The sequence below is a fragment of the Pseudomonas sp. NyZ201 genome (genome assembly GCF_049860765.1).
GTDB classification, from domain to species: Bacteria; Pseudomonadota; Gammaproteobacteria; order Pseudomonadales; family Pseudomonadaceae; genus Aquipseudomonas; species Aquipseudomonas bharatica.
The window spans coordinates 1,870,903-1,892,227 of the sequence record NZ_CP187557.1 but is presented as its reverse complement, the minus strand read 5'-3'; the positions used below and the strand labels follow the sequence as shown (position 1 = coordinate 1,892,227).

Annotated in this window: 14 protein-coding genes; 10 read left to right on the top strand and 4 right to left on the bottom strand. The window is 66.3% G+C overall.

What is annotated here, in order from left to right; all coding sequences use genetic code 11:
- Positions 1 to 24 precede the first annotated feature (24 nt).
- A complete protein-coding gene (locus ACPFMA_RS08530; protein WP_009395515.1) occupies positions 25 to 4,890 on the bottom strand; it encodes an NAD-glutamate dehydrogenase in 4,866 nt (1,621 codons plus the stop codon).
- 298 nt (positions 4,891 to 5,188) lie between these two features.
- Between ACPFMA_RS08530 and ACPFMA_RS08525 the strand changes: the two genes are divergently transcribed.
- Entirely contained in the window at positions 5,189 to 5,554 is a 366-nt protein-coding gene (locus ACPFMA_RS08525) for a hypothetical protein (protein WP_425929974.1), read from the top strand.
- On the opposite strand, the gene ACPFMA_RS08520 is transcribed toward ACPFMA_RS08525, so the two are convergent.
- Positions 5,549 to 6,688 carry an RHS repeat-associated core domain-containing protein gene (locus ACPFMA_RS08520; RefSeq protein WP_425929973.1) on the bottom strand — a complete coding sequence of 380 codons (1,140 nt, stop codon included), beginning with the start codon at positions 6,686 to 6,688 and terminating at the stop codon, positions 5,549 to 5,551. The genes ACPFMA_RS08525 and ACPFMA_RS08520 overlap by 6 nt on opposite strands.
- Before the next feature lie 54 nt (positions 6,689 to 6,742).
- Positions 6,743 to 8,113 (bottom strand): RHS repeat domain-containing protein, encoded by a 1,371-nt coding sequence (locus tag ACPFMA_RS08515; RefSeq protein WP_425929972.1) that lies wholly within the window; start codon positions 8,111 to 8,113, stop codon positions 6,743 to 6,745.
- 393 nt (positions 8,114 to 8,506) lie between these two features.
- Here ACPFMA_RS08515 and ACPFMA_RS08510 point away from each other — a divergent pair, with 393 nt between their 5' ends.
- From ACPFMA_RS08510 to ACPFMA_RS08470, 9 genes are all read left to right on the top strand, one after another.
- Positions 8,507 to 9,466, top strand: coding sequence for an AAA family ATPase (locus ACPFMA_RS08510; protein ID WP_064303528.1), 960 nt, complete (start codon positions 8,507 to 8,509; stop codon positions 9,464 to 9,466).
- Between the two features lie 4 nt (positions 9,467 to 9,470).
- Positions 9,471 to 10,415 carry a DUF58 domain-containing protein gene (locus ACPFMA_RS08505; RefSeq protein ID WP_009403151.1) on the top strand — a complete coding sequence of 315 codons (945 nt, stop codon included), beginning with the start codon at positions 9,471 to 9,473 and terminating at the stop codon, positions 10,413 to 10,415.
- On the top strand, positions 10,412 to 10,906 hold the full coding sequence (locus ACPFMA_RS08500; RefSeq protein WP_009403150.1) for a DUF4381 domain-containing protein: 495 nt from the start codon (positions 10,412 to 10,414) through the stop codon (positions 10,904 to 10,906). The genes ACPFMA_RS08505 and ACPFMA_RS08500 overlap by 4 nt, the downstream gene beginning before the upstream one ends.
- A complete protein-coding gene (locus ACPFMA_RS08495; RefSeq protein WP_279900714.1) occupies positions 10,899 to 11,987 on the top strand; it encodes a vWA domain-containing protein in 1,089 nt (362 codons plus the stop codon). The genes ACPFMA_RS08500 and ACPFMA_RS08495 overlap by 8 nt, the downstream gene beginning before the upstream one ends.
- Complete coding sequence (locus ACPFMA_RS08490) at positions 11,984 to 13,708, top strand: VWA domain-containing protein (RefSeq protein WP_425929971.1); 1,725 nt, start codon at positions 11,984 to 11,986, stop codon at positions 13,706 to 13,708. Before ACPFMA_RS08495 ends, ACPFMA_RS08490 begins: the two co-directional genes overlap by 4 nt.
- Complete coding sequence (locus ACPFMA_RS08485) at positions 13,705 to 15,321, top strand: BatD family protein (RefSeq protein ID WP_425929970.1); 1,617 nt, start codon at positions 13,705 to 13,707, stop codon at positions 15,319 to 15,321. Before ACPFMA_RS08490 ends, ACPFMA_RS08485 begins: the two co-directional genes overlap by 4 nt.
- A 159-nt stretch (positions 15,322 to 15,480) precedes the next feature.
- Complete coding sequence (locus tag ACPFMA_RS08480) at positions 15,481 to 16,722, top strand: exonuclease SbcCD subunit D C-terminal domain-containing protein (RefSeq protein ID WP_425929969.1); 1,242 nt, start codon at positions 15,481 to 15,483, stop codon at positions 16,720 to 16,722.
- Entirely contained in the window at positions 16,719 to 20,366 is a 3,648-nt protein-coding gene (locus ACPFMA_RS08475; protein WP_425929968.1) for an AAA family ATPase, read from the top strand. The genes ACPFMA_RS08480 and ACPFMA_RS08475 overlap by 4 nt, the downstream gene beginning before the upstream one ends.
- On the top strand, positions 20,363 to 20,950 hold the full coding sequence (locus ACPFMA_RS08470; RefSeq protein ID WP_425929967.1) for a glutathione S-transferase: 588 nt from the start codon (positions 20,363 to 20,365) through the stop codon (positions 20,948 to 20,950). Before ACPFMA_RS08475 ends, ACPFMA_RS08470 begins: the two co-directional genes overlap by 4 nt.
- A 111-nt stretch (positions 20,951 to 21,061) precedes the next feature.
- On the opposite strand, the gene ACPFMA_RS08465 is transcribed toward ACPFMA_RS08470, so the two are convergent.
- Positions 21,062 to 21,241 (bottom strand): hypothetical protein, encoded by a 180-nt coding sequence (locus ACPFMA_RS08465; protein WP_009403143.1) that lies wholly within the window; start codon positions 21,239 to 21,241, stop codon positions 21,062 to 21,064.
- Positions 21,242 to 21,325: the final 84 nt, after the last annotated feature.

Here is a 21,325-nt window from a genome sequence, read left to right as displayed (position 1 = left end):
GCCTTCCTGTCTCACCTTAAACCATCAAGACGGCAAAACCGCCGCCTGCCCACTCAACGCCAGATCCACCAGCTCCCGGTTAGCCACTGCATACATGGCATAGTCAGTCCCGGTAGCAGCCCGCAGGTCATCCAGCATAGCCCGCCACCGCTCCACCATCACCCGATGCTGCTCCATCCACAACGCTACCCGCGCATCCATATCCTCCGGCGCATCCGCCATCTGCAATACGGAGATCGTGATGGCCCGCTGCTGGAGATCGATATCATCCCGGAACGCTTCCCGAGCCAGGGCCTGCCAGTTGTTTTCCACCGGCAGGTTGCTGATTTCCTGCAGGTACCAGGTGAGATCCAGCGCGCTGCCCACCGCGAAGAATGCCTTGGCCACCTGAGCCGGGTTCTGGCCGGTGACGTCGGAGGCTTCGATGATCGGCAGCAGGGTGTAGAGGTGCGTGGTGCCGGCGACCATCCGGGCCAGCAGTTCCGGTACGCCGGCCTCTACGAAGCCTTGATAGCGGGTTTGCCAGCGTTCGCGGGTCGGGCCTTCGAGGAGTTCGTCGAGCTTGAGGCCCAAGGCAGCGATCTGTGGCCCGAAGTGGGCGACGTCACGGCCGGCGTCCTGTTCGTTGCGACGGCTGCGCAGGAACCAGCGGGTCGCGCGGCGGCCGAGGCGCATGAGTTCGTCCATCAGGGTGAGCTGCACTTCCGCCGGCACCTGGTAGTCCAGCGCTTCGATCTGCCGGAACCAGTGCGGGAGGTGGAAGATGTCGCGCACGATGACGTAGGCGCCAGCGACGTTGGCCGGGCTCATGCCCGTGGATTCCTTGAGCCGCTGGACGAAGGTGATGCCCATGTTGTTGACCAGGTCGTTGGCGATCTGGGTGCTGACGATTTCGCGTTTCAGCCGGTGGCGGCGCATGGCGTCGGCGAATTTGTGCACCAGCGACGGCGGGAACGCAGTTTCCATGTCGCGGGTGAGGTAGTCGTCATCCGGTACCAGGGATTTGAGCAGCGCTTCCTTGAGGTCGATCTTGCTGTAGGAGATGAGTACCGACAGCTCCGCCCGGCTGAGGCCCTGGTTGGCGGCGATGCGTTCGGCCAGTTGCTCTTCCGAGGGCAGGAATTCGATGGCGCGATCGAGTTTGCCGCGGCTTTCGAGGTCGGCCATGAGGCGTTTGTATTCGGCAATGCGCTCCTTGGCACGCCGCGCGGCCAGGGACAGGGCCTGGGTTTGCTTGTAGTTGTTGCCGAGGACGAGGGTGGAAACCTCTTCGGTCATGCTGCCGAGCAGTTGGTTGCGCTGCTTCTCGGTCATGTCGCCGGCCTGCACCACTTCGTTGAGCAGGATCTTGATGTTGACCTCGTGGTCGGAGCAGTCCACGCCACCGGCGTTGTCGATGAAGTCGGTGTTGGTGGCACCGCCGTTGAGGCCGAATTCGACGCGGCCGAGCTGGGTCATGCCGAGGTTGCCGCCCTCGCCCACCACCTTGCAGCGCAGTTCGTTGCCGTTGACGCGCAGGGCGTCGTTGGCCTTGTCGCCGACGTCGGCGTGGCTTTCCTCGCTGGATTTGACGTAGGTGCCGATACCGCCGTTCCAGAGCAGGTCGACCGGGGCCTTGAGCAAGGCGTTGAGCAGTTCGGTCGGGGTGAGTTTGTCGGCTTCGATGGCGAAGCGTTCTTTCATCTGCGGGGTGATGGCGATGCTTTTCGCGCTGCGCGGGAAGATGCCGCCGCCCTCGGACATGATGCTGGTGTCGTAGTCGCTCCAGGCCGAACGCGGCAGGTCGAACAGGCGCTTGCGCTCGGCGAAGCTGGTGGCCGGGTCCGGGTTGGGGTCGATGAAGATGTGCAGGTGGTTGAAGGCCGCGACCAGTTGCAGGGTCTCGGACATGAGCAGGCCGTTGCCGAAGACGTCGCCGGCCATGTCGCCGATGCCGACCACGGTGATGACGTCCTTCTGCACGTTGATGCCGCGCTCGCGGAAGTGACGCTGTACGCCGACCCAGGCGCCACGGGCGGTGATGCCCATTTTCTTGTGGTCGTAGCCGGCCGAGCCGCCGGAGGCGAAGGCGTCGCCGAGCCAGAAGCCGTAGTCGATGGCGATGCCGTTGGCGATGTCGGAGAAGGTGGCGGTGCCCTTGTCCGCGGCGACCACCAGGTACGGGTCGTCGTCGTCATGCCGGACCACGTTGGCCGGTGGCACGACGCCGCCGTCCTTGAGGTTGTCGGTGATGTCGAGCAGGCCGGAGATGAAGATGCGGTAGCAGGCGATGCCCTCGGCGGCGATGTCGTCGCGGCTGCCGCCCAGTGGCAGGCGCCGCGGCAGGAAGCCGCCCTTGGCACCGACCGGGACGATGACCGAGTTTTTCACCTGCTGGGCTTTGACCAGGCCGAGGACTTCGGTGCGGAAGTCTTCCTCGCGGTCCGACCAGCGCAGGCCGCCGCGGGCGACGTTGCCGAAGCGCAGGTGCACGCCTTCGACACGCGGCGAGTAGACGAAGATTTCGAACTTCGGCACCGGTTTAGGCAGTTCCGGGATCAGCCTGGGGTTGAACTTGAAGCTGAAGTACGACTTGTTCTGGCCGTTGGCGTCCGGCTGGTAGAAGTTGGTGCGCAGGGTGGCCTTGATCAGGTCCAGGTAGCGGCGCAGGATGCGGTCTTCGTTGAGCACCTGGACATCGTCGAGGGCGCTGAGGATCGCCTGTTCCAGGCGCTGTTGCTTGTCTTCGAGGTCTTCGCTGGTGAGCTTGCGCGCCAGGTAGAAGCGGGTCTTGAACAGCCGGGTCAGCTCGCGGGCGATGTCGGTGTGGTTGTTCAGGGTGCTGGCGATGTAGCCGAGGTCGAAGCCCAGGCGGATCTGCTTGAGGTAGCGGGCGTAGGCACGCAGCAGGGCGACATCGCGCCATGGCAGGCCGGCGGTCAGCACCAGGCGGTTGAAGGCGTCGTTTTCCGCATCGCCGTTGACGATGTGGACGAAGGCGTCCTGCAGGGTGTCGTTGAGCTGCTGGATGTCGAGGTTGAGGCCTTCGCTGTAGGTGAAGGCGAAGTCGTGGATCCAGAACTCGCGGCCATTGGTGTGGCGCAGGCGGTACGGGAACTCGCCGAGCACGCGCAGGCCGAGGTTTTCCAGGATCGGCAGCACGTCGGACAGCGCCAGCGGCGTGTCGGCGTGGTACAGCTTGCAGTGCAGGATGTGCTTACCGGTCTGGGTCAGCGGCTGGTAGAAGCTCATCACCAGCGGCTTTTTCTCCGACAGGTTGAGCAGGTGCTGCATGTCGACCACCGCCGAGTGCGCAGCGAAGCGCTCGCGGTAGCCGGCCGGGAAGCCTTTCGGGAAGTCGGCGAGCACGTTGGTGCCCTGGGCTTCGCCGAAGGCTTCGACGGTGAGTGCGGCGTAGTCGTCCTGCCATGAGCGGCAGGCCTGGATCACTTCGTTTTCCAGCTGTTTCGCGTCGATATCGATGCGGTTCTTCGGATCTACCCGCAGGATCAACTGCACGCGGGCCAGTACCGATTCGGAGAAGAAGGTCCAGAACTCGCAGTCGCTGGCCTTGAGGCGCTCCATCAGCACCTGCTGGATCTTCTGCCGCACCTCGGTGGAATAGATGTCACGCGGCACATAGGCCAGGCAGTAGCAGAAGCGGCCGTAAGGGTCCTTGCGCAGGAACACGCGGATCTTGTTGCGTTCCTGGATCTGCACGATGGACATCACGGTGTTGAACAGCTCGTCCACCGGGGTCTGGAACAGGTCGTCGCGAGGCAGCACTTCAAGCACCTGGGCCAGTTCCTTGCCCAGGTGGGCCTTGGCGTCGAAGCCGGAACGGCGCTCGACTTCGGCGACCTTGTCGCGAATGTACGGGATCTGATGGACACTTTCGCCATACACCGAGGAGGTGTAGAGACCCATGAAGCGGCATTCCTTGATCACCTTGCCGTCGGCGTCGAGCTGGCGGATCGACACGTAGTCCGGGTAGGCCGGGCGGTGCACGCGGCTCGGGTGGGCGGCCTTGGCGAAGGACAGCAGCAGCGGCTCGTTCAGGTAGGCGACGGCGTAGTCCTCGATGCGCAGGTCTTCGGCGGTGAGGCCGGCGCGCAGCAGGCGGGTCAGGCCGAGGAAGGACTGCTCGTCATACACCAGCTGGCCGCCCTGGGCGTCGGCCTTGACCACGAATTCCTCGTAGCCGAGGAAGGTGAAGTGGTTGCCCACCAGCCATTCGAGGAAGCTCTTGACCTCGGATTTCTCGCCGGCGACCGCTGGATACGGGGTCTGCTCGACCAGTTCCAGCAGTTGCCGGACCTTGGCCTTCATCGGCTCGAAGTCGGCCACGGCGACGCGCACTTCGGCCAGCACCTGGGTCAGTTCGTGGGCCAGTACGGAGAGCTCGGCGTTGTTGGCGCAGCGGTCGATCTCCAGGTACATCAGCGATTCCTGCAGCACGCCCTCGCCCTGGGTGCCCTTGGGCAGGATTTCCAGCAGTTCGCCGTCCTTGCCGCGGCGCACGCTGAGGACGGTGGTCTGCAGGGTGTGGATGCTGTAGCCACGACGGTTCAGTTCGGTGCGCACGGAGTCCACGAGGAACGGCAGGTCATGGTGCAGGACTTCCACGGCGGTGTGGGTCGACTGCCAGCCATGACGCTCGTAATCGGGGTTGTAGACGTTGACCTTGGGCTGGGCATGGTCGAAGCGCTCGATGATGCGCCAGGCAGAGAGGGTGCAGCCGACCAGGTCGGACAGGCGCCGCTGGGTGAGTTCGTCCAGAGAGATGATGCCGAAGAATTGCTCGGCGAACAGCGCCACTTGTGGCAGTGCCTGCTCGCTGATGTGCTGCGCCAGGGCGGCTTTCAGTTGGTGCTGGAAGTCGGCTTTGCTGGCTGCGGTGAAAAACGCCATCTGTGGTACTCCGCTTGGGCTTTGTTTTTGAATGAAGCGTCGCGCGTGTCCGCCATGTCCCGCATCAACCATAGCCAATGGCGGGCGCGGCGGAGGGAGAAATGAGAAAGAGCGGTGCTGCTGGAACCTGGGTCGTCCGGGACCGTACGGTCATCCTTTGACAACGCAGCTTAACGACAGCCCGCCCGCCGCCGCTTCCGACGCTGCGACATATTCGGACAGGCAGGTGCAGCCGGAGATTCATCCCGGGGGCAAACGCTGGCACACTTGCGTTTCATTTCCTTGATCGAGCTGCATCATGCAACTGACTTCCGCGCTGATCTTCGGCAACGCTTGCGATGACGAAGAAGACAACCTCGCTACCCTCGGCAGCAACAACACCGATGGGCGCCTGCTCATCCTTAGCCGCTACCCCGATGAAGACGAGGTCGGCCTGATGATCGAGGATGAAAGCGAAGCATTGCGGGATATCAAGGTGACCCTCAGCGCCGCCCGCCTGCTGATCGAGACGGCGCCGGGGGCGACCGAGCTGTTTGGCGGGGATGATGTGCTGGAGATCGATATCGAGAGCGCGCTGGGCGATGACCTGGAAGAGATCGAGGCGGTGCTGAAGGTACTTCTCAAGGGGGTCGGGACGCTGGTCGTCGAGCACTCAGCCTCATAGCCAGGTCTCACTGCGTTTCCTGTAGTGGACCTGCACGCCTGCGGCGATAGGGAAGTCGCGCCACTCATCTGCCCCTTGCCGGGAGTCGCTACGCGCCTGCTGAGCAGCTTGAGGTGAATGACCATCGCCATTGCCTGAGCGAACGAGGCGACCGGCATCCGGCATGGCGTTGGCGACATGGACAGTAATGTACATCTGCGGCTTGAAGATGCCTGGCTGGAAATCCACCGTGACCGCGGCAGGCTCCAGCTTCATGGCCTGCATCAAATGCCGGGTAGTCTTGCCATTGGGGGTTTCGTCGAAAAACACCCGTTTCAGCTTTTCGGACCCGCTTGCCAGGCCGGCAAGCGTATCCCTTGCCTCGAGGTTGACGACGTTGCTACGCACGATGGTAGAGGGCCGGGGCACCCTGTCCAGGCTGCCGTAGACGAGTTCGAGTTGATGAAGCGCCACATCGCTGGCAAAGAACGAGCGGGTGTCGGTTTTCTTGTAGTTGTGCTCCATCAGCCATCGGTCGGGCTCGTAGGTGTTGGTGAACCGGCTCTCGACATAATTTTGATCGACATAGGTGGAACGCACCGTGTGACCCTCGACTTCGTGGGTGAAATGCTGACTCACGAATTGCCGGCGCGCCGGCTCTGCAACCACGGCCTGCTTGTCGGCCCCGACCAGCCCATGCCGGTCTTCCCGCGTCACCGGGTTGTTCCGCACCATCGCATAGCGATTCAGCCCATCCACATCCCCTGCCGGATCCGGATTGATCCAGCGCGCCAGCCACGGCGCGTAGTAGCGCAACCCATAGTGGTAAAGCCCGCTGCTGTCCCGTTCCCGCCCTGAATAGCGGCTGGTCTTGTAACCCGCCTCCAGCGCCGAACGCCCCGCCCACCAGGCCGTGCCGCCGAAGGGGTAATAGCCTTCGTGGGTGATGATGCGGGCTTCGCCGTCCAGCTCCAGCGCGCTGCTGTCGTACAGGTCGTTAACGCCGTAGCGCCATTGCGGGCCGGCAATGCCCTCGGGCTGGCCTTCGCTCCAGACCAGGCAACGGCAGGATTCGACCTGCAGCACCGCGAAGGCTTCCCCTTGCCGGGTATGCAGTTCCAGGCCGGGCAGATAGCGGGTTTCGCCGTGCTGCATGCGCCCGGCCACAAGCCGCGCCGCGACCTTGCGTACGCGCAGGCCGTCGCCGCCCTAGCGATACTGTTCCTCATCGTCCTGGGCGTTCGCACGCGTCACCTGGCGCAGAGCAAGCAGTCGGTCGCGGGCACTCCATTGCAGCGGCTGGCCCGGCGCCAGTTCGAGCAGGTTGCCGTTCGGATCGAACCCGGTCGCAGGGTCTGCGGGCGCGGGCAATACACGGTTGCTGTACGCCGCCACCTCGAAGGTGCGGGTCCATTGCTGCTGGCCGACATGCCTCAGGGAAACCAGATTGCCGCTGGCGTCGTAGTCGTAGAACTCGCTGTAATTCAGCAACTGACTGGTATCCGGCGCCAGCTCCGGCAAGTCCGGGCCGGAAACGACGCCCGCCGCCTCGCGTCCGCTGGCCTCGATCAGTTGGCAAAGCGAGTCGTAGAGGAAGGTACAGACCGGGTCGACCCGCTGGTTGGCAAAATGCCGTACGGGCTGGCTGTGATCCTCGATCTGCAGCACATTGCCCCGCGGATCATGCGCGTAGACCAGGTCCTGGAGCATCGAGCGCCCCGGACGACTGGCACTGAAGCGCACAAGACGACCGTTGGCCGGATCGTAGTGCAACCGGCTGACCACGCCATTCCCGGCCGTGCGGGATTCGATCTGCAATTGGGCGTTGTAACGAATATCGGCTTGCACCCGATGCTCCGCGCCGCTGGCAAGATTCACCGTCAGAGCAGACAACTGGCCATTCAACCCGTAGCGGAACACCTGGCGATTGCCGCGGGCATCGATCTGCTCGAGCTTTTCCGAGGCGAGCGGGCCATGTGCATGGCGGGTGGTTTCACCCTCGCCCGGCTCCAGGGACGGCGCCTGCGACCAGTCCGGCAGTTCGAGCGATTCAAGAAAACAGCGGGTTTCCCCGGATTCTTCAGCGCCCAGGCTGTAGCCGATGACCGTCCGGCTGCCCGCCTCATCGTCATGCCGGAGCAGCCGGCCCCGGCGATTCACATCCTCTTCCGTTGCGTAGATAAAGCGCTCGGCCAGCCGGCCAGCCTCGCGAATCGACAGCGGCCGCAGGCGCTCGTCATAGCCGGTCTGCCAGTGTCCGCCCCGGGTATCCCAGCGCTCCAGCACCTGCCCGGCGTCGCCTGGCAACAGCAGTTGCCAGCCGGCATCGCCGCTTTCGTCCAGCAGCGCCCTGCCGGACAGGCTGGTCAACTGCCGCTGGCTCGCCGCGCCCTGCCCCTCGAACAGCCGCGCATCCCACTGCTCGCGCTGCCGGGCAGCGGCATCGAAGCGGCTGGCCTGCACCCGCCGCCCAGCCGCCTGCCCCGCCTGCGCCCGGTGATAATCCACCCGGCGCACCTCCAGCCCGCGACCGTCGATCGCGTTCAGTACCGGGGTGTGGGTATGCACCGAAGGGTTCACCGGACGGCTCCAGCAATTCGTTGTAGCGGTTGTACTCCTGCCATTCGCCGGGGCCAACTGGCAGAAATGACAGGTCTGGCCGGCCTCATCGCCGGCAACGCCGGCTCCCACAGGGTTACGGGTCAGCCGCAGAACCTGTGCCCGGCGCGGCCCCTGTGGGAGCGGGTTTACCCGCGATTGCGATGGTGAATTCACTGACGTAATCGCGGGTGAACCCGCTCCCACAGGGGCCGCATAAGGTTCTTGACACAGTACCTTGACGCCAGGAATCCGCCCCTCCCCGGTAAAAGATTTCCCCCGTACCGTTAGTCGCCGCCCCCCTGGATGGATTAAAGTATCAGCCCCTGTCCGGGCGCTGCATGCCGCCCCGGCGTCACTCCAGGAACCGTCACGATGGAACACCGTGAAGCGCTGATCGCGCTGCGCACCTTTCTTTCCACCCAGATCCTCGGCCAGGAAAAACTCGTCGAGCGTCTGCTGATCGTGCTCCTGGCCGACGGCCATATGCTGGTCGAAGGCGCCCCCGGGCTGGCCAAGACCAAGGCCATCAAGGAACTGGCCGACGGTATCGAGGCGCAGTTCCATCGCATCCAGTTCACCCCCGACCTGCTGCCGGCCGATATCACCGGCACCGAGATCTATCGCCCGGAAACCGGCAGCTTCGTGTTCCAGCAAGGGCCGATCTTCCATAACCTGGTGCTGGCCGACGAGATCAACCGCGCCCCGGCCAAGGTCCAGTCGGCCCTGCTCGAAGCCATGGCCGAGCGCCAGGTCAGCGTGGGCCGCAGCACCTACGAGCTGTCGCCGCTGTTCCTGGTGATGGCCACGCAGAACCCGATCGAGCAGGAAGGCACCTATCCCCTGCCGGAAGCCCAGCTCGACCGCTTCCTGATGCATGTGAAGATCGGCTTCCCCGATGCAGCGGTGGAGCGACGCATCCTGTCACAGGCCCGCGGCGAGGCGTTGAACGGCGAAACCAAGCCCGAGCGCCGGGTCAGCCAGCAGGCGATCTTCGCCGCGCGCAAGGAGATCCTCGGCCTGTACATGGCCGATGCGGTGGAGGAATACCTGGTGCAACTGGTCATGGCCACGCGCAACGGCGCCAAGTACGACGCCGAGCTGGGCGACTGGATCGCCTACGGCGCCAGCCCGCGCGGCTCCATCGCCCTGGACCGCTGCGCGCGCGCCCATGCCTGGCTGGCCGGGCGCGATTTCGTCAGCCCCGAGGATATCCAGGCGGTGCTGTTCGACGTGCTGCGCCACCGCATCATCCTGTCGTTCGAGGCCGAGGCTGCCGGGATCGACCAGGACCGGGTGATCCAGCGCATCCTCGACGTCGTCGCCGTTGCCTGAGCCCATGCCCAGTCAACTGTTGGCCGCCCCCGGCATCCGCATCGGCCTCAGCGAGCTGATCGAGATGCGCCATCGGGTGCGCGAGGTCCGGCTGTTTTCCGCTCCCGGCCAACGCAGCCCGCTGGTCGGCCTGCACCATTCGCGGCTGCGCGGGCGCGGCGTGGATTTCGACCAGGTGCGGGTGTACCAGGCCGGCGACGACGTGCGCAATATCGACTGGCGGGTGACCGCACGCACCCAGGAGCCGCACACCAAGCTGTTCCACGAGGAGCGCGAGCGGCCGATCTTCATCATGGTCGAGCAGAGCCGGCGGCTGTTCTTCGGCTCCGGGCTGATGTTCAAGTCGGTGCTCGCCGCACAGGCCGCAGCGCTGTTCGGCTGGGCTGCCCTGGGCCATAACGACCGTATCGGCGGGCTGGTGTTCGGCGACAACGAACACCACGAAATCAAGCCCCGGCGCAGCAAGCAGAGCCTGCTGCAACTGCTCAACCGCCTGGCCCGGGTCAACCAGTCGCTGCATACCGAGGCGGTGCCCCAGGGCGACAACCTCGGCACCGCGCTGCGTCGCGCCCGCGAGGTGCTACGCCCGGGCAGCCTGGCGATCATCCTGTGCGACGAGCGCGCCCTGAATCCTGGCGTGGAACAGCAACTGAGCCTGCTGTCGCGGCATTGCGACCTGCTCCTGCTGCCGCTGTCCGACCCTCTCGACCACGCCCTGCCCGCCGCCGGCCTGCTGCGCTTCGCCCAGCGCGGCGCGCAACTGGAACTCGATACCCTCGACAGCAACCTGCGCCAGAGCTATCGCCAGCAGAGCGAGGCGCGCATCGAGCGCTGGGAAATGCTCGCGCAAAAGCTGCGGGTAGTGTTGATGCCCCTGAGCACCCAGAGCGAAATGATCGAACAACTGCGCGAATACCTGGACCCACAACGGGCAGGCAAACCGCGATGAATCCACTGGCGCAACTGCAACCGCTGATTGCCCCGCCCCCTGTCAGCGCCTGGCCGCCTGCGCCGGGCTGGTGGGCCTTGCTGCTGCTCGTGCCGTTGCTCGGCTGGGGCCTGTGGCGCCTGCGTCACTGGCGGCCGCGCAAGGCCAGGGTACCGCGCGCCGAACAGCCGCTGGACCCGATCCGCATCGCCGCCCTGGCGGAACTGGCGCAACTGCCCAAGCCCTACGACGGCGCCCATGCCGGCGCCTGGCTGCAGCAGATCAACGCCCTGCTCAAGCGCCTGTGCCGCAACCACTACCCGGACAGCCACAGCCATACCCTCAACGGTCGCCAATGGCTGGCCTTTCTCGACAACCGCTGCCCGGCTGCCGGGCTGACCCGCTGGATGGTGCTGGTGGAAGGCACCTACAAGCCCGAATGCCGCCTCGACGACAAAGCCATCGCCGGCCTCAACCAGGCGGTCGAAACCTGGATCCGCAAGCATGTTTGAACTGGCCTGGCCGTGGGTCTTCGCCCTGTTGCCGCTGCCCTGGCTGGCGCGCCTGCTGCTGCCGGCGGCCGACAGCGGCGAACCGGTGCTCAAGGTCAGCTTCCTCGACGAACTGGAAGGCCTGGCCGGCCGCCGCGCGCGCCTGAACCTGCCGACCCTGCGCCAGCAGGCGCCCTTCGTGCTGGTCTGGCTCCTGCTGCTGTGCGCCGCGGCCCGCCCGCAGTGGCTGGGCGAACCCTTGCCGGTGGCCGCCAGCGGCCGCGACCTGCTGGTGGCGGTAGACGTCTCCGGCTCCATGGATTACCCGGACATGAGCTGGGACGGCGAAGAGGTCAGCCGCCTGTCGCTGGTCAAGGACCTGCTCGGTGATTTCCTCCAGCAGCGCGAAGGCGACCGCGTCGGCCTGATCCTGTTCGGCAGCCAGGCCTACCTGCAGGCGCCGTTGACCTTCGACCGGCGCACCGTGCGCAATTTCCTCGACGACGCCCAGATCGGCATCGCCGGCAAGAACACCGCCATCGGCGACGCCATCGGCCTGGCGGTCAAGCGCCTGCGCGCGCGCCCGACCGACAGCCGGGTGCTGATCCTGGTGACCGATGGCGCCAACAACGGCGGGCAGATCCACCCGCTCACCGCCGCGCGCCTGGCCGCCCAGGAAAGCATCCGCATCTACACCATCGGCATCGGCGCCAGTGCCGAGGAAAGCGGCACGGCCGGGCAGATCGGCCTGAACCCGAGCCTGGACCTCGACGAAGCCTCGCTGCGCGAGATCGCCCAGATCACCCATGGCGAGTATTTCCGCGCCCGCGACGGTGCCGAGCTGAAAAGCATCGGCGACACCCTCGACCTGCTCGAACCGGTCGAGCAGCAACCCACCCAGGCGCGTACCGCCGAAGCCCTGTATGCCTGGCCGCTGGCCGGGGCGATGCTGCTGAGCCTGGCCCTGGTGATCCGCGAACGCTGGCCCGACCACCTGCTGCAACGGCTGCTCCAGCGCCTGTTGCGCCGCCCGGACTTCCTCCAGCCGCACCCGGAATGGCGCCAGCGGCTCAAGCGCCTGCGTCTGCGGAGGCGTCGATGAGCGAACTCTGGCCGCACTTCATGCGCCCGCTGTGGCTGCTGGCCCTGCCGCTGCTCGGCTGGCTGCTGTGGAAACTCTGGCACCGGCAGAAGCGCGCCGGGCGCTGGCAGATGATCCTGCCGCCGGCGTTCCATGGCGTGCTGCTCGGCGGTGGCAGCGGCCACGACAGCAAGCTGCCGTGGATCGCCCTCGGCCTGGCCTGGATGCTCGGCGTGCTGGCCTTGCTCGGGCCGAGCTGGGAGCGCCTGGAAGAAACCCGCCAGCGCCCCGCCGACCCGCTGGTGATCCTGCTCGAACTGACCCCGGAAATGCTCGCCGAGGACACCCCGCCCACCCGCCTGGAACAGGCCCGGCGCAAGATCCTCGACCTGCTCGAACACCGCCGCGACAGCCAGACCGCGATTGTCGTCTACGCCGGCAGTGCGCATACCCTGGTGCCGCTGTCGGACGACCTCGGCACCAGCCGCAACCTGCTCGAAGCGCTGGAGCCGGGGATCATGCCGCTGGCCGGGCAGCGCGCCGACCTGGCCGTGGCCAAGGCCCTGGCGCTGCTCTCCCAGGCGGGCCTGGGCCAGGGCCGGCTGTTGCTGATCGCCTCGTCGCTGACCGACGCGGAACGCCAGGGCATCGCCCAGGCCCTGGGGCGCAACGGGCCGCCGCTGCTGATGCTCGGCATCGGCAGCGCCGAAGGGGCGCCGGTGCGGCAGGCCAGCGGCGAATTCCTCAAGGATGCCGACGGCGCGATCCTGGTGCCGCGCCTGGACAGCAGCAGCCTCAAGCCCTTCGTCAGCCAGCTCGGCGGCCGCTACCGGCATGCCCGTATCGACGACCTCGACCTGCGCGGCCTGGGCCTGTTCGACCAGCCCCGGGCGCTGAGCAGCGATGGCCAGACCGTGCAACTGGATACCTGGGCCGACCAGGGCTACTGGCTGCTCCTGCCGCTGTTGCTGCTGGCCGCCTGTGCCGGGCGACGCGGCTGGTTGTTCTGCCTGCCGCTGCTGCTGTGCCTGCCGCAACCCTCCTATGCCTTCGAATTCAACGAACTGTGGCGCCGCCCCGACCAGCAGGGCCAGCACCTGCTGGAACGGCAGCGCCCGGCGGAAGCGGCCAAGCACTTCCAGGACCCGCAATGGAAAGGCTGGGCCCTGTACCAGGCCGGCGACTACGCCGCAGCGGCACGCCAGTTCGCCCTCGACGACAGCGCCGCCGGCCATTACAACCGCGGCAATGCCCTGGCCCTCGGCGGCGAGCTGGAAGCGGCGGTGGATGCCTATGAACAGGCCCTGGAGCGCCAGCCCGACCTGCAACCGGCGTTGACCAACAAGGCCCTGGTCGAGCAACTGCTGGAACAGCGCGAGCAGGAACAGACCCCACCCGCCGAAGAGCCGCAAGCACCGCAGGAGCAGCCGAACGCCCAGCCGCTGCCCGGCGAAAGCAGCGACAATCCGCAGCAGAGCAGCAGCGAGCAGGAAACCGCACAACCCGGCGAAGAGCCCCAGGAGCAGCAGGATCCGGGCGCCGTGCAGGCGCCGCAGAACCCCGCCGGCGATGACGACGAGTCCACCACCCGGCCGCCCCAGCGCCCTACCGGCAATACGCTCGACGCCGAGCAGCGCCAGGCCCTGGAGCAATGGCTGCGGCAGATTCCGGACAATCCATCGCAACTGCTGCGACGCAAATTCTGGTACGAACAGCAACAACTTCAGGAAACCCATCGATGAGCCGCGCCTGCGCCTTCGTCTTCTGCCTTTTCTTCGCCCTGCAGGCCCAGGCCCAGGAGCTGGCCGCCAGTGTCGACCGCAGCCAGCTGAGCACCGCCGAAACCCTGGAGCTGACCCTGGAAATCCGCGATGTCACCCAGTTCGGCAAGCCGGACCTGACGCCGCTGCAAGCGGATTTCGAGGTCCGTGGCACCCGCCAGCTCAACAGCCTCAATACCCTCGACGGGCAGAACGAAGCCACCACGCGCTGGGTGGTGACCCTGATGCCGCGCCGTGCCGGCACCCTGGAAATCCCCGCGCTGAGCCTGGGCGAACTGCACAGCGCGCCGATCCAGTTGCAGGTGCAGGCTGCCGAAGACACCCCGGCGACCCTTCTCGCCCCGGTCTTCATCGAAGCCAGCCTCGACCAGGCCAGCGTCTACGTGCAGGCCCAGGCCGTGCTGACCCTGCGCATCTACCACTCGGTATCGCTGTACGACGACAGCAGCCTCAGCCCGTTGCAAATGGAAGGGGTGAAGATCGAGCCGCTGGGTGAATCGCGCACCTATGAAAAGCTGATCAACGGCATCCGCCACGGCGTGATCGAAATGCGCTACGCCCTGTACCCACAGCAGAGCGGTGCCGTGACCGTCCCCTCGCTGACCTTCAGCGCCACCAGCGCCGGGGCTGACAGCGACAGCCCGAATGCCGCCGGCAATACCCAGGTGCGGGTGGCCTCGCGGGAGCTGCCGCTGCAGGTCCGGCCGATTCCGCCCAGCTACCCGGCCGGCACGCCCTGGCTGCCGGCACGCAGCCTGACCCTGGAAGAACACTGGAGCCCGGACCCGGCGCAGAGTCCGATCCAGATCGGCGACTCCCTGACCCGCAGCGTTTTGCTCAAGGCCGAGGGGCTGTCCAGTACCCAGCTCACGCCCTTGCCGGTCAGCGAAATCGCCGGCCTGCGCCGTTACCCGGACCAGCCGCAACTGCGCAACCAGATCGACGAGCGCGGCCTGATCGGCAGCCGCGAAGAGCGCGAGGCGCTGGTTCCGACCCACAGCGGCAACCTGGAGCTGCCCGCCCTGGAAGTGACGTGGTGGAACACCCGCGAAGACCATCTGGAACACAGCAGCCTGCCGGCGCGCAGCCTCAAGGTGCAGGACAACCCTGCGCTGACCGAAACCCCGGGCCTGAGCGCAGACCAGGGCAGCCGCCTGCTCTGGCCATGGCAACTGAGCACGCTGATCCTCGCCCTGACCACCCTGGCCGGCTTCGCCCTGTGGTGGCGGGCGCGCTCGCAGCCGGCAGTGGCCCGGGTGATCCAGGCCGGCCCCTGCCCGCGGACCCTGCTCGACGACCTCAAGCGCGCCTGCCTGGCCAACGACCCCCAGGCCACCCGCCAGGCCCTCGATGCCTGGGCACGCCAGCAACCGCAGACCCTGGCCGACATGGCCGCGCGCTTCGTGCCCTTGTCCGATGCCCTGGACGGGCTGAACAGCGCGCTGTACAGCGAGGCCGGGCAGTATTGGCAAGGCGAGGACCTGTGGAAGGCGATCAGTACCATTCCTGCCGCCGAACAGCCCCAGCCGCCCCAAGGCGAGAACGGCAGCTTGCCGCCGCTTTATCCCAAATAATCCCAGGCGCCACGGACCCTGTGGGAGCGGGTTCACCCGCGATTGCGATAGTGGATTCACCAACGCAATCGCGGGTGAACCCGCTCCCACAGGGTCCGCACTCCAACATTTCAGGTACCATTACCGGTTTTCCATCCTGCCCCCGTCACAGGACTATCCATGCGTCTGTTTCACACCTCCGACTGGCATCTGGGGCAAACCCTGCACGGCCAGGAGCGCGATTTCGAACATGCCTGCTTCCTCGACTGGCTGCTCGGCCAGCTGAAGCTGCGCAGCCCCGATGCCCTGCTGATCGCAGGTGACATCTTCGATACCGTGAACCCGCCGGTGAAGGCCCAGGAACAGTTGTACAACTTCATCGTCAAGGCCCACGAGCAACAACCAGCCCTGACCATCGTGATGATCGCCGGCAACCACGATTCCGGTTCGCGCATCGAACTGCCCGGCCCGCTGATGCGCAGCCTGCGCACCCATGCCCTGGGCCGCGTGCAGTGGCTCGACGAAGGCCAGCTCGACAGCGAGCGCCTGCTGGTGCCGCTGACCAACGCCAAGGGCAAGGTCGAGGCCTGGTGCCTGGCCCTGCCCTTCCTGCGCCCGGCCGAAGTCACCGGCCCGCACCTGGGCGAGGATTACTTGCGCGGCATTGGCCAGGTCCACGAGAAACTGATCGCCGCGGCCCTGGAGCGGCGCCAGCCGAAGCAGGCGCTGATCGCTATCAGCCACGCCCATATGGCCGGCGGCTCGGTGTCCGAGGACTCCGAGCGCAGCCTGATCATCGGCAACGCCGAGGCCCTGCCCGCCAGCCTGTTCGGGGCGGACATCGCCTATGTCGCCCTCGGCCACCTGCACAAGCCGCAGAAGGTCAATGGCGAGGAGCGCATACGCTACAGCGGCTCGCCGTTGCCGCTGTCGTTCTCGGAAATCAAATACCCGCACCAGATCCTCGAAGTGGAGCTCAAGGGCAACAAGCTGGTCAGCGTCGAAAGCCGCAGCGTGCCGCGCGCCGTGGCGCTGCAGCGGATCGGGCCGGCGCCGCTGGCGGAGATTCTCGAACAGCTCGCCGAGTTGCCGGTGGTCGATCTGCTCGACGACCCGCACCGCCAGCCCTGGCTGGAAGTGCGGGTGCAACTGGATGAACCGCAACCCGACCTGCGCCAGCAGCTGGAAACCGCCCTGCAAGGCAAGGCCGTGCGCCTGGTACGGATCAGCGCCGAATACGCCGGGCGCATCGGCGCCGATGGCGAGGAAGAAGAGCGCCTGGTGGAACTGGGCCAGTTGCGCCCCCAGGACCTGTTCGCCCGCGCCTGGGAACAGGCCTACGGCAGCGCCGCCGATGACAGCACCCTGGCCGATTTCGCCCTGCTGTTGCAGGAAGTCCAGCAGCAGGAGGAACAGCCATGAAGATCCTCGCCATCCGCCTGAAGAACCTGGCCTCCCTGGCCGGGCCTTTCGAAATCGATTTCACCGCCGAACCCCTGGCCAGTGCCGGCCTGTTCGCCATCACCGGGCCGACCGGCGCCGGCAAGAGCACCCTGCTCGATGCACTGTGCCTGGCGCTGTTCGGCTCGGTGCCGCGCCTGGAAAACATCGGCCGCGAAACCAAGGTGCCCGACGCCGAGGGCGAAATCCTCACCAACGACCCGCGCACCCTGCTGCGTCGCGGCACCGGCAGTTGCTTTGCCGAGGTGGATTTCGTCGGCATCGACGGCCGCCGCTACCGCGCCCGCTGGGAAGCCAACCGCGCCCGCGACAAGGCCACCGGCAAGTTGCAAGGCAGCCGCCAGAGCCTGCATGACCTGGACAGCCAGCAACTGCTGAGCAACCAGAGCAAGCGCGAATACGAACAACTGATCGAGTCGCGCCTGGGCCTCAACTTCGCCCAGTTCACCCGTGCGGTGATGCTGGCGCAGAGCGAGTTCAGCGCCTTCCTCAAGGCCGACGACAAGGAACGCAGCGAGCTGCTGGAAAAGCTCACCAACACGGCGATCTATACCCAGCTCGGCCAGCGTGCCTTCATCAAGGCCCGGGACGCTGCCGAGGTCTACAGGTCGCTGGAGCATGAAGCCAGCGGCGTGCTGCCGATGAGCGAAGAAGAACGCGCGGCGCTCGACCAGCGCCTGGCCGAGGCCCAGCAAGCCCTCAAGGCCGGACAGGGCCAGTTGCGCCAGCTCGAACAGCAACGCGCCTGGCTCAACGAGCTGCTGGCCCTGCAGGACCAGCAGCAAGCCGCCGCCCAGGCCCTTGCCAGCGCCCGCCAGGAGTGGGACGGCCTGGCCGCCGAACGCCTGGACCTGAAGCGCCTGGAACAACTGGCGCCGCAGCGTCACCAGTTCGCCCGCCGCCAGGAGGTACTCAACCAGTTCTCCCCGTTGGCCGCCGCGCTGGAACAGCAACGCCGGCAACAAGCGGAACTGGGCGAGCGCCAACTGCGTCTGGAGCAGGAACTCGGCGGCGCCAAGGAGGCGCTGGCACACGCCCTCGCCGTGCAGAGCGAGAGCGCCCCGAACCTGCGCCAGGCCTTCGAGATCCAGCACAACCTGACCCGTCTGGAACAGGACCTGGCCCGTGAACGCGAGCAGGGCCAACAGGCGCAACACGCCTTCAGTGAAGGCCGCAACCAGCTCGACACCCTGGTCGAACACCAGCAGCGCCACGAGCAGAGTCTCGCCAGCATCGCCGCCCGGCTTGAGCAGACTGCCGGCCTTGCCGACCTTGGCAGCGCCTGGAATGCCTATCGCGGGCAATTGCAGCAGGTAATGCTCACCGCCAACCGCCTGGGCAAGGGTCGCGAAGAGCTGCCGGCCCTGCGCCAGGCCGCCGAAGCCCGGGCGCAGGAGTGCGCGCAGCTGCGCCAGTCGCTTGATCTGTTGTTCCAGGAAAGTGCCGCCGAGCCGCAAGCCCTCGCCGAACAGATCGCCCTGCTCGGCACCCTGTTGCAGGACAACCGCAAGCTGCAACGCGGCTTCGAGGACCTGGCCCGGCTGTGGAGCCGCCAGCAGGAAATCGAACAGCGCCTGAATGCCCTGCGTGAGCGCCAAACCACGGCCCAGCAGCAGCGCCAGCAACTGATCGCCACCGGCCTGCAGGGCAAGCAGGAACTGGAGCAAGCGCAAAAGGCCCTGACCCTGACCCGCCAGTTGCTGGAACGCCAGCGCCTGGCGCGCAATGCCAGCGTCGAGGAACTGCGCACGCAGTTGCAGGACGACCAGCCCTGCCCGGTCTGCGGCAGCCTGGAGCATCCGTATCACCAGCCGGAAGCCCTGTTGGAAAACCTCGCCCGCCATGACGAAAGCGAGGAAGCCGCCGCGCAGAAGGTGGTCGACGACCTGTCCCGCAAGCTCGAAGACCTGCGCGTCGAAGTGGGCGGCATCAACCTCCAGCTCAAGGACTCCGTGGTTCAGCAGGAAGAGCTGAACAACCAGCTCCAGGCCCTGGACGCGGACCTGCAGGCCCAGGCCCTGTGGCCGCAACTGTCCGAGCACGACAGCGCCGCCCGCAGCCCCTGGCTGGACCTGCAACTGCGACGCCTCAACGACGATATCGAGCGCGACCAGCAGCGCCAGCAGACCCTGCTGACCCTGCAACAGGACGCCGCGCGTCTTCAGCAGCAGCTGCAAGACGCCAACGAAGCCCACCGCCAGGCCACCCTGCAACTGAACCAGCAGCAGGACGGCTTGAATGCCGACCAGCAGCGCCTGGACCAGGATCTGGCCCGCTTCGAAACCCTGCTGCCGGCGGACATCTTCGCCGCCGTGCGGGAAACCCCGTCGGAAACCTTCCTCAGCCTCGACCAGCAACTCAGCGACCGCCTGCAACTGCTTGACCAGCAAAAGGACGAGCAGCAGGAACTGGCCGAACGCCTCAAGCAGCGGGAAAGCCTCGAGGCCAAGCAGCAGGAACGCCAGCAGGCGCTGGAGCAGCGCAGCCAGCAACTGTCCGCGCTGGAAACCCAGCAGCAACAGGCACGCCAGGCCCTGACCGGGCTGATCGGCGAGCATGCCGACGCCGATCACTGGCAGCGCGCCCTGGAGCAGGCGGTGGAACAGGCCCGCGCCAGCGAGGCGGGCCTGGCCCAGCAGATGCAGGATGCCCGCACCCAGGCCGCCGCCCTGGCCAGCGAACTCAAGGCCCGGGAAGAGCAGCACCAGGCGCTGGACCAGGAACGCCAGCAACTGGACGCCGCCATCGACCAGTGGCGCCAGGCCCATCCCGAACTGGACGAACAGGGCCTCGACGCCCTGCTCGGCATGGACGACGAACAGGTCGCGCTTTTGCGCCAGCGCCTGCAGTCGGCCGAGAAAGCCGTCGAGCAATGCAGCGTGCGTCTCCAGGAACGTGACGAGCGCCTGCAACAGCACCAGAAGCAGCAGCTCACCGAACAAAGCGTCGAAGAGCTGGACCAAACCCTGCTTGCCAGCCAGCAGCAACTCGACCAGCAAGAGCACCAATGCGCCGAGCTACGCGCACAGCAAGCCGAGGACCAGCGCCGCCAGCAGGCCAGCCAGAGCCTGGCCGAGCGCATCGCCCAGGCCCGCGAGGAATGGCAGCGCTGGGCGCGCCTGAGCGACTTGATCGGTTCGTCCAGCGGCGATACCTTCCGCAAGATCGCCCAGAGCTACAACCTCGACCTGCTGGTGCACCATGCCAACCAGCAACTGCGCCAGCTGGTAAAGCGCTACCGCCTCAAGCGCGGCGGCAGCCAGCTCGGCCTGCTGGTGCTGGACACCGAGATGGGCGACGAACTGCGCTCGGTGCATTCGCTGTCCGGTGGCGAAACCTTCCTGGTTTCCCTGGCGCTGGCGCTGGGCCTGGCGTCGATGGCGTCCAGCACCCTGCGTATCGAATCGCTGTTCATCGACGAAGGCTTCGGCAGCCTCGATCCCGAATCCCTGCAACTGGCCATGGACGCCCTCGACGGCCTGCAGGCCCAGGGGCGCAAGGTCGGCGTGATTTCCCACGTGCAGGAGATGCATGAACGGATCGGCGTGCAGATCCAGGTGCGCCGCCAGGGCAATGGCCTGAGCCATCTTGAGGTGGCGGGATGATCCTCTATTCGTTCCGCCGCTGCCCCTACGCCATGCGCGCACGCCTGGCGCTGCGCTACGCCGGGGTGCCGGTGCACATCGAGGAAGTCAGCCTGAAGGCCAAGCCGGCGCAGATGCTGGCGCTGTCGCCCAAGGGCACGGTGCCGGTGCTCAGCGTCGAAGGTCGGGTGCTGGAGGAAAGCCTGGATATCATGCGCTGGGCGTTGGCGCAGCATGATCCGCAGGATTGGCGACTCGATGGCGATCCGCGGATCGATGCGCTGATCGCGCGCAATGACAGCGAGTTCAAGCTTCACCTGAACCACTACAAATATGCCGAGCGCTACCCGGAGCACTCCCGGGAGCATTATCGGCAGCAGGCGCAGGTGATCCTCGCGGACTTGGAGGGGCTGCTCGGCGAGCAGCCTTACCTGCTCGCCGACCACCCAAGCCTGGCCGATGCCGCCCTGTTGCCGTTTATCCGCCAGTTCGCCGGGGTCGAACCGCAATGGTTCGCCGAGGCGCCCTACCCGAGGCTCAGGGCCTGGTTGCAAGGCTGGCTGGAATCGGAGCTGTTCAAGGCGATCATGGCCAAACAACCCTAGCGGGCTTTACGCGGACCCTGTGGGAGCGGGTTTACCCGCGATTACGTCGGTGAATCCACTACCGCAATCGCGGGTGAACCCGCTCCCACAGGGTCCGTGTACACCCAAAATTCAGTGCGAAGCCTTGTGATCCAGCGCCGCATAGAAATTGGCACTCTGGCGCAGGTACTCGCTGGTATAGCTGGGCGTCGCGGCCTTGCGCTGGCTGATCTCGACATGGGCATTGGCAGCCTGCACAACGGACGCGGAAATGGCGGATGCGGCGATTACGGGAAAGAGATTGAAGTTCATCGGTCTGGCCTCGGAGTCGTTGAGTTGAGAAGCCGTCTGGCTTGGTTCAAAACTACGCCCCGGGGCCTTCCGGGAAAAATTCAT